The organism is Asticcacaulis sp. (genome assembly GCF_027484505.1).
GTDB lineage: Bacteria > Pseudomonadota > Alphaproteobacteria > Caulobacterales > Caulobacteraceae > Asticcacaulis.
In genome coordinates, this window is the sequence record NZ_JAIXSV010000034.1 from 1 (window position 1) to 7,822 (window position 7,822).

Sequence of the window (7,822 nt, forward strand, 5' to 3'; positions counted from 1 at the left end):
GCCAAACCAGAGCGAGTAAGGCTCTACGCTCTCGCGTCTGGGCTTCCCGCAGTCTCGGTTTGCGACTATCCTACCTCTATTCGGGCGCCAGTAAGGCGCTCAAATGGGAAATGTCGGTTAAATGTTTTTGCAAACGGCGAGAAGGGACCTCACTTCATTTTCAATGCCACAGAAAGCACTGTAAATAACATTATAAAGCAGTTTTCAAAATGAGCATTATTAACTACTATGAAAAGCAATTGGATGATGTGTTGTGAATATACCTGCGTTACTTTTGCTGTTGCTGGCAACAAGTCCTCTTGCTTGCCATGGAGAAGAGGCGAAATCTGTGAACAAGGGGTTGCTAGAAAAATTTTCCTCCGATTTGAATGATTTCAGTTCAGTGGAGAAATTTGAAAAATATGGTAATTTAAAGCTTAAATTGAAGCATAGTGACGATTTTCGTGATATTTATGAATGTTTTGGCTCCGATTTTGATTGTACATATAGTGTAAAAAAAGGCGATGACGGGAAAATATCATTCGGATTCTCTATATTGTTTAATGAGAAAGGCGAGATGTTGAGCTTTAAGGATGCTAATTTGTTTATAGTCAGCAAAGGCTGGAAGCGCACTTATATTTCGAAGCCTGTCTACGGGAAGTATCCATGTGATTATTCAATTAGGTATAAGAAGGGGAATAGGGAGCTAATTGTTGGAAGATATGATTGTTTCCCAGAGACATTGGATGTCCAGTCGTCGCTAAATGATAAATCCAGTATCGATAAGATTGATATGTCTCAAATCTCAGTAAGTTATATTACGCTAAATGGACAATAATGGATTAGTATTCTGATCGCATAACAATGAGGCGGTGACCGATAGGCGTGTAAGGCTTCCATTAAAGCAATAACCAAAGGCAGCGCAAAAACCTCACCTTGCTCGGCGCTTTCCTAGATCGATCGGAAGAGACCAATATGGCCTTTGCCCACTAATTTGCGTGGCACTGACATTTGCATTTTGCGGCTACAAAATGTCTTCTGATAATAAACATTATGGGAACATCTGGGCTATTCCGTACGCGGGCCATAGGCGCTGGTGGCCCGTATGATGAATTCGCTGATGAGAGCCTGAGCGCGCGGGTCAGTGCTGCGCTCTTTCAGCGAATAGACGCCCATCCGCACGGGGTCGGCCATATCGTCGGGTGCCAGATGGACCTTCAAAACGCCAAGGCGTTCAAATTCACCGGCCATAAGCTCACCGTGCTGCAAGACGGCATCGGTATGTTTGACGTAGTCGAGGCAGGCCTCCAGCGAGTTTGACGTGAAGGCCTTGCCGACCGTACCATCCATAAATACTGAGCTTGATAAGCGTCGCTGATGGCTTTCTTTTGGAAAGGCGAGCGTTGACGGATAGGCCCTCAGTTCAGACAAGGTACGGGTGCCCCCCAGCAACGGATGGCCCTCGCGCACGAAATAGCCGTCGCGCAGATAGCCGACGGGGGTGAAAACGGTCCCAAGGCTGGGGTCGAGGTCTGGCACTTTATGGCCGACAAAGGCCAGAATATCACCCGCCAGCAACTGATCCATCAGGCGCAGCACATTGCCGATGCTGACGTGAATGGCGACATCCGGGTGGCGTTCTCGGTATTCGAAGATAAAGGTGCGCAAAAAGCCGGTCCAGGCTGTATAGCCTGACCCAAGGCTTAATCCATAGTCCATCTGAATGCGCTGCCGCTCAATCGAGGTCAGCGCGTTTTCATGCAGGCGTTTCATGACGATGCCATGCTCATAGAGCGTCTGACCATAGGGGGTGAGCCGCATGCCGCGGGGCGTGCGCTGAAACAACTCCACCCCCAGAGATGTCTCCAGTTTGCGCAGGTTGAAGGTCAGGGTGGGCTGGGTGACGCGCATGCGCTCCGCGGCCAGACTGATCGACCCGGCATCCGCGACGGACAGAAACTGAAGCAGGGCACGATCCATCTGTGTCTCTCTGAGGTATAGATTTTTTCAATATCTACGCAGAAATTTCGTATTTTTCTATAGGGCAATTTGCTGATATGTTTAAAATCAGTCCATGATGTTCGGCGGCATTTTATATATCTACGCCGATATGCCATGCATTCAGATGTAGATGCCATTCCGTCTGATGAATAGAATGTGTCTTGTGACACTATTCGTGCAAGCATACCCTGAAAATTCGCCGATAATTTACACTGAGCGTATTTGCATAAATGCTCGTTTTCTGCACCTTTTTTCTCACATTTCGTTTTTGATTGATATTTGCTATTGATTGGTCAAATTTGATCATTTATGAGTAAGAATGATCGTCAGATCTATGATGATCCGTGCTCAGGCCATTACCCAACGAATCCGGTCGCAGAATCGGTTGCTACAGAGAGGATATTTCCATCATGACAGTCACCCAACGGGCGAAGTGCGCCCGCATTCGCACAGGCGCTTCCCTGATGGTTCTGGTGCTTTTGGGCTGCGGCGGGCAGGCCTTGGCCCAGGATGCGGCCGGACAGACCGATGAGTCCACCGAAGTCGTTGTGACGGGTTACCGCAAGAGCGTGGAGTCCGCCGTCAACACCAAACGCCGCGCCAGCAATATCGTCGATGTGATCAAGGCCGACGATATGGCGAGCTTCCCTGACGCCAACCTTGCTGAGTCCATCCAGCGCATCCCGGGGGTTTCCATCACGCGCGACGGCGGCGAAGGGCGCAGCATCACGGTGCGCGGGCTGGGCAGCGACTTTACCCGCACCACGCTAAATGGTGTCGAGGCCTATTCGGCGACGACCGGGTCTACGCTGGGCGTGATGGCCGGTATCAACCGCACCCGCGGTTTTGACTTCTCGACCTTTGCCTCGGAACTGTTCAACAGTGTCACCGTCAACAAGTCTCAAGCCGCCGACATGGACGAAGGCTCGCTGGGTGCAACGATCGACCTGCAAACCGGACGCCCGTTCGATAAGCCCGGCTTCCGCATGGCCGCCTCGGCTCAGGCCGCCTATTATGATAATAACAAGACCACTTCGCCGCGCGTGGCGGGCCTGATCAGCAATACCTGGGACACCTCGGCCGGTCAGGTCGGAGCGCTTTTGTCGGTCGCCTATTCCGAGCGCCTGATGCAGGAAGACGGCTATTCTGACACCTCGGCCTCGGACTATTCCGATGCCAATAACGGCTTTTGCGGTGTAGCAGTCGATGACCCAAATCAGGCCGGCAGTCAGGTCGTCAATACGGCCATCCCTTATGTGAACCCGCTGTCGGGGACGGGCACCCGCCCGGCGGGACAGTGTTTCTCCGGCCTGCCGTCCAACGCGGCCGCCTACGCCAAGATCAATCAGCCGAACGTTTTCCTGCCGCGTAATCCGGGCCTCGGTCGCTTTGAACTCGATCAGAAGCGTCTGGGCGTGACTTCCGCCTTTCAGTGGCGGCCGAACGACAACACCCGCTTTACGCTGGATGCCGTTTATTCGAAGTTTGATCAGAACCGTCAGGACTACGCCCTGTCGAACGCTTCCAATAACCGCAACGTCAATGGGGCCTCGACCGCGTTTCCGCTGTTCGCCGGACGGGTTGATTCCCAGATCATGGACGTCAATGTGACTTCCAGTGGTCAGGTTGACTATATGAAGCTCAACCACGTCGATATCAAACATATCGCCGAATATGCCGAGACGACCACCACTACCTACATGCTGGGTCTGCATGGTGAGCACACCTTCTCGGACAAGCTGCGCGGCGATTTCCGTATTGCCCTGTCCGGCTCAGAGTTTGATCAACCGCTCGACGTCTTCATCTCCTATGACGCCTTTAACAAGGACGGCTATGTCTGGGACGCGCGCGCCGATGCCCGCCGCCCCTTCATCAATTACGGCTATGATGTCGCGAATGTCGCCAATGTGACCTTCACCAATGCGGGCACCGGCCTGACGCCAGACGTGCGAATCGTGCATGCCAATGTGAAGAACACCCTGTCGAGCGTCGAAGGCAACCTGCATTACGACCTTCTGGACGGGCTGACCTTCCACACCGGCTTCCTGAAAAAGACGTACGAGTTCACTTCACGCCAGACCCAGCGCGTCTATGGCAACAACACTTCGCCCGCAGCCAAGACCGATGGTAAGCTGCCGTTTGATTTCACAAAATTTGCGGCGGACTTCCCGAACCTGGGGTCTTTGAGCACGGTCCTCACGGGCTGGGGCGAAGGTCTTGACCTGCCCGCAGGGTCTGTGTCTGCATGGGTGGTGCCCAACGTTCAGGCCTTCATCAGCAAGCTTGATCTGAACTGCAACTGCGTCAACAGCTATGGCGATTGGACTCTGGGTGAAAACGCCGTGCGCGGCGGCAATGCGCTCGCCAACAACCGCGCGGTCACTGAAGACGATACGGCGCTCTACGGTATGGTGTCTTTCGAAGAGGACCTGGCCCACGGTATGCGTCTGCGCGGCAATGCCGGTCTGCGTTATGTCAAGACCGAGGTCACGGCCACGGGCTATGCCGGGACAACGCTGGCCACCGTCACCCACAGCTATGACGACTATCTGCCGGCGCTTAATCTGGCGCTGGAAGTGACGCCGACCTTCACCACGCGCTTTGCCTTTGCCGGTGTCATGTCGCGCCCCTTTGTGGGCTCCCTGACCCCCGGCGGCACCGTCAACACCACCTTCGGTGTGCAGTCGGTCAATATCGGCAATCCGTTCCTCGATCCCTACCGCGCGAAGAACTACGATCTGAGCTTTGAATGGTATCCCACCCGTAGCACGCTGCTGAGCGCCACCTTGTTCTACAAGGACATCGCCAGCATGATCCAGTCCATCACCTCGATTGAGCCCTACAGCAATACCGGCCTGCCACTCAGCCTTCTGTCGTCCGGTCAGGACGCCTCGACCCCTTACACGGTTACGCGCACCCGCAATACCGAAGGCGGTTATATCAAGGGCGTTGAGCTGAGCCTTGTGCAGCCCTTCACCTTCCTGCCCGCGCCGTTCAACGACTTTGGGACGCAGATCAACTACACCTGGATCGACTCGTCGGTGCTTTATTACCTATCGGCAGGTACGGCGACGACGGCGCCGACCACCACACGGGATCAGTTCGTCAATGTGTCGCCCAATTCGGTGAACGCCACCCTTTATTACGAAAAGGGACCGTTCGAAGCCCGCGTTTCGGTCGCCTATCGTGACGAATACATCACCGCCCTGCCGTTCAAGAACGAGCTTCTCGACGCCAATGGTAGCTATGCGACGACGAATGTCGATATGTCGGCCTCTTATAAACTCAGTTCGAAGCTCTCCATCAATCTCGATGCGCTGAACCTGACCAATCAGATGGGTGACCAGTGGTCGGGTAAGGAGCGGCGCGCGCAGCGGGTGTTCAGCAACACCGGCCGTCAGATATTCCTCGGCGTTTCCTATACCTTCTGATTCACTCCCCCAACCGGAAGGTAACTCAGGCGGCCCCTAAGCGTGCGGGCCGCCTTTTTTTGTGTCCTTCCCCTGACCACGGCTTCTTGTGATACGAACGGGTCGAAAAACAGGACTCAGCGAAACAGATGCGGCACAAAGCGGGAGCGATCATCGGTGATCAGATGGTCGCTTTCGCGAATACCCATACCCACCGCTTCGCCGCCGATGACCCAGCTGCCGATCAGGGCATAGGCTCCCGACGCCGGGTCACGAAACAGCTCGGCAAAGGCCTGATAGACGAAGTCATTGTCAGCGTAATTACCGTCTGTATGCGCCTTGTGCGCTCGGTCACCAGCGGCAAAAACAGACACATTCTGTCCCTCACGGCCGAGCGCCGGTTTGCGTACAAACCCACGTCCGGCCGCGCGAAACGCCGCATCATCGCGGCGTGTTTCCAGCAGATAGGGACTATCCGGATACATCTCCGACATCTTTGTCATCAGCAGCTTGTTGGCCAGCAGCATCTTCCACGCCGGTTCGAACAGGCGGATCGTGTGGGTCAACACGGCCTGCGTCAGCGGCGGGCCATAGTCATCGGCCAGCAGCCAGTCCCACGGGTAGAGTTTGAACAATAGCCGGATGGGCACGTCGTTCTGGTCTAGGAATGTGCCACCTTCGACCTCGCTGAAACCGATCTGGTCCATCGGCACAAAACAGACCTCTAGCCCGGCCTCACGCGCCACGCTTTCGATATAGGCCACGGTCCCGGTGTCTTCATCGTGCGGAAAGACGCAGGCCACATGCAGCGGGGAGCCGCGTTGACGCACGCCCAGCAGGCCGGCGTCACGCTCCGCCTTCAAAGCTCGCATCCGGTCCACCAGAGCGCGGTGGATGTCGTTATACTGGTTCGTTGCCTCAGCCCCTGACGTATCGGTGAGCCACGACCACTGTATGACCGCCCCTTCGAGCAAACTGGTGGGGGTATCGGCATTGTATTCGAGCATTTTGGGCGGATTTACCCCGTCAAAGGCGAAATCAATGCGGCCATAGATGTCGCGCTCACGGGTGTGCCAGCTACGCTCAATCAGCTTTATGGCGTCGGTCCCATAGCCATAGTGGGCCAGTTCACCGCCTTCGATAATCGCCCCGGCGGCGGCAAGGGCCATCTGATGACAGGCCTCAGTGGCGTCATGGATGGCCTCGATCTCCGCTTCGGTGAAGCGATAGGCCACACCTTCATGCCAGTAGGTCAGGCCAGGGGCGCTGTGCCACAGCATCCCCTCTGCTTCGACGCGCGCCTTCCAGTTGTCGCGCACCGGCACCAGACAGCGTTCCATGCGTTTATACTCTCTAGCCGCAGCAACTGCCACGCAAGGACGAGGACTTACCAAACCCGCCGCGCGACGACGCCCGATAGCCCGTTTCCGTTTTTGAATAGGTGCCGCGCGCCGCGTAACCACGCCCGGAGGGGTCGCGTTCAACGTCCATATAGGTCGGCACCGAGCCACCGGGCGTCACCCGGTATCCCATCGGGCGCAGGCCCCCGGCGCCATAGCTCGACACCTGCCCGCGGCTGTTGACATAGACGGGATAGGCACCGCCCCCGCGCTCACGCTCTTTTTCCCGCAGGTACTGGTCCTGAGACATGCGACTCATGGCGTTGGACATCATCATGCCAGCCATCAGCGGCACAAACCAGTTGCCACCGGAGGGATTGGCGCGGCTTTCGCAGTTACCCACGCCGTATTCCGCCTCGCACTGTTGCTTGGCGGTATAGCCCGGCTGCTGTTCCTGCCATTGCCAGGCTTCGGCAAAAGCGGTTTCGCACAGTTTATCGTCGTCCTGCGCCGCCTTGCATTCGTCCAGTGTCTTGTAGACGCGCATCTGCTCGGTCTGGGCAACCGGCGGGGCCTGCGTTGCCTGTGGATCGTCGCAGCCCGTCAGCATGGCGACCGCCGAAACCGTCGTCGCCAGCGCCGCAACCCAGCGCGCCTTGCGACGGTTGAGGCGGGCCAGATAATCGGCCCTGTAGGCCCGGGTGGAATTATAGCGGGTCATCGTCCTGCCCCTGCCTCAGTACGACAAGGCCGAGGCGTTGAGCATACCGACGACCAGACTGAGCGCCGACAGCGCCAGAGCTGCCGCGATACAGCCCTTCTCATTCCCAGGCTCGGTCAGACGCGTATAGAAGCTCTTACCGAACAGGCGGACCAGCAGGTGCAGAACGATCTGCGACACGATGCCGATACCGCCCCACAGAACCATGTCGCCCGCATTGAAGGTCGAATGGCCGACCGACTGGATCGGGAAGGCCAGGGCCAGACTGACCGCCAGAAAGTGGATCGCCACCGCAATATTGCCCTTGCGGATTTCCTCCAGCTCACGAATGGGCGTCACCCACAGATAAACGGTTATGCCCACCAGCCAGA

Annotated in this window: 6 protein-coding genes; 2 read left to right on the forward strand and 4 right to left on the reverse strand. The window is 56.2% G+C overall.

Annotation, left to right across the window (positions count from 1 at the left end; translation table 11 throughout):
* Positions 1-253 precede the first annotated feature (253 nt).
* On the forward strand, positions 254-817 hold the full coding sequence (locus tag Q0072_RS01860; protein ID WP_298324888.1) for a hypothetical protein: 564 nt from the start codon (positions 254-256) through the stop codon (positions 815-817).
* 230 nt (positions 818-1,047) lie between these two features.
* On the opposite strand, the gene Q0072_RS01865 is transcribed toward Q0072_RS01860, so the two are convergent.
* Entirely contained in the window at positions 1,048-1,959 is a 912-nt protein-coding gene (locus Q0072_RS01865) for a LysR family transcriptional regulator (RefSeq protein WP_298324891.1), read from the reverse strand.
* Between the two features lie 431 nt (positions 1,960-2,390).
* Here Q0072_RS01865 and Q0072_RS01870 point away from each other — a divergent pair, with 431 nt between their 5' ends.
* Positions 2,391-5,411, forward strand: a complete 3,021-nt coding sequence (locus tag Q0072_RS01870) for a TonB-dependent receptor (protein WP_298324894.1) — start codon at positions 2,391-2,393, stop codon at positions 5,409-5,411.
* A 116-nt stretch (positions 5,412-5,527) separates the two neighbouring features.
* Here Q0072_RS01870 and Q0072_RS01875 read toward each other — a convergent pair whose 3' ends face one another.
* The 3 genes from Q0072_RS01875 to Q0072_RS01885 form a co-directional block, all read right to left on the reverse strand.
* Positions 5,528-6,730 carry a glutathionylspermidine synthase family protein gene (locus Q0072_RS01875; protein WP_298324897.1) on the reverse strand — a complete coding sequence of 401 codons (1,203 nt, stop codon included), beginning with the start codon at positions 6,728-6,730 and terminating at the stop codon, positions 5,528-5,530.
* A gap of 13 nt (positions 6,731-6,743) precedes the next feature.
* Positions 6,744-7,451 (reverse strand): DUF1190 domain-containing protein, encoded by a 708-nt coding sequence (locus tag Q0072_RS01880; protein ID WP_298324900.1) that lies wholly within the window; start codon positions 7,449-7,451, stop codon positions 6,744-6,746.
* Between the two features lie 15 nt (positions 7,452-7,466).
* A partial coding sequence (locus Q0072_RS01885; protein ID WP_298324902.1) for a DUF350 domain-containing protein occupies positions 7,467-7,822 on the reverse strand: 356 nt, incomplete at its 5' end.

What these genes read in the sequence shown, in the direction of transcription:
- Q0072_RS01865 (WP_298324891.1), bottom strand. Translation starts at nt 1,959, where the DNA reads ATGGATCGTGCCCTGCTTCAGTTTCTGTCCGTCGCGGATGCCGGGTCG.
- Q0072_RS01870 (WP_298324894.1), top strand. Translation starts at nt 2,391, where the DNA reads ATGACAGTCACCCAACGGGCGAAGTGCGCCCGCATTCGCACAGGCGCT.
- Q0072_RS01875 (WP_298324897.1), bottom strand. Translation starts at nt 6,730, where the DNA reads ATGGAACGCTGTCTGGTGCCGGTGCGCGACAACTGGAAGGCGCGCGTC.
- Q0072_RS01880 (WP_298324900.1), bottom strand. Translation starts at nt 7,451, where the DNA reads ATGACCCGCTATAATTCCACCCGGGCCTACAGGGCCGATTATCTGGCC.